Genomic DNA, 1,425 nt, shown 5'->3' on the forward strand with positions numbered 1-1,425 from the left:
GACCGAGTGGGGCCCGGGCGCGCGTGGCCAGTGACCGAGTAGGCCCGTGGCCCGGCGTCGGGCCCGCCGATTCCCCCTAGTAGAGGCTCCGGATACGCCTCATGAACCTCACTCGCCACATGTATCACTTCGGTAACGTAGGTCTCGATTTGGTTACGCCGAGCGCGTAATGTGGCCGTCGATCGCGCCGATATGCCAGGCGTCAGTTTCTGCAGTACAAGTCTGGAGTACACCCTTATGCCCGTTTCACGCCGTGGGTTTCTCACCGCCGCGTCAGTCGGGGTGGGCGTCGCAGTCGCCTCCTCCGTCCGTGGCCCCCTCGCCGGGGCCAACCCGTTCGACACCGGTTCCCTCGGCATGGCCCAGGACCTGCTCAAGTCGGTCCCGACCGGCAGCGGGATGATCCAGCCGAACGGCCCTCTCGGCTACGTGGGGGTCACTTTCCCCAGCGCCGAGGAGATCGCCGGCCGGATCCGGTTCGCGTTCCCCGACGGCTCGGTGGGCGACTGGCTCCCGCTCGAGGCGATGGACTCCGCCCCGGACAGCGGCAGCACTCCCGCGTCCGATCTCGTCGCCGCGCCGCAGGGGTCCGTGGGTTACGAGGTCGACGCTCCCGCCGGCGCCCGTGCCACCGCGTTCGACGACGGCCGGGCTGCACCGCGCAACTACAGCCTGGGCAGCGTCGGAACGCTCGGCCTGCCGATCATCCCGCGGGCGGCATGGGGCGCCGGTGACGTCTCGGGGAACCGCTGGGCACCGCAGTTCCACCCGGCGCAGGCGATCACGATCCACCACACGGCCTCGCCCGTGGGACCGGACCGCGCCGCGAGTGTGCGCGCGATCTACAACTACCACGCCAACACACTGGGCTGGGGCGACGTCGGGTACCACCTGCTCATCGACCCGGAGGGCCGGATCTACCAGGGCCGCGGCGGAACCGTCGGCGGGACCCCGGTCTTCCAGGTGCCTCCGGTCGCCGGCATCGCTCCCCCGGTGGTCACCGCGGGCCACACGGGCGGCGTCAACAACGGCAATATCGGGATCTGCGTGCTGGGCGACTTCACCGGAGCGCCGCCGACCCCCGCTGCCGTGGGCGCGACCATCGACTGCGTTCGTGCCCTCTGTTCGGCCACGGGCATCAACCCGCGGGGCGGCATCACCTACCGCAACCCGCAGGGCGGTGCCACGCGCAACATGCCGGCCGTCTCGGGCCACCGCGACTGGGGCGGGACCGCCTGCCCGGGCAACTCGTTCTACCCGCAGATGCAGTTCATCCGCGACACCGCCGCGCGCGGCTGGTCCCCGAACGCGATCTCCTCGGCCGCCTTCGGCTCCTGAGCGTCGTCTGACGGACCCACCTCTCCCATCGAAAAGAGCGTTCCGCACACCTGCCTCCAAGCTCGGCGGATGTGTGCGGAACGCTCT

Annotated in this window: 1 protein-coding gene; it reads left to right on the forward strand. The window is 70.5% G+C overall.

Annotation, left to right across the window (positions count from 1 at the left end):
- Positions 1-282 precede the first annotated feature (282 nt).
- Positions 283-1,338 (forward strand): peptidoglycan recognition family protein, encoded by a 1,056-nt coding sequence (locus G6018_RS08420; RefSeq protein ID WP_347237834.1) that lies wholly within the window; start codon positions 283-285, stop codon positions 1,336-1,338.
- Positions 1,339-1,425 lie beyond the last annotated feature (87 nt).

Source organism: Dietzia sp. DQ11-44, from assembly GCF_014145205.1.
GTDB classification, from domain to species: domain Bacteria; phylum Actinomycetota; class Actinomycetes; order Mycobacteriales; family Mycobacteriaceae; genus Dietzia; species Dietzia natronolimnaea.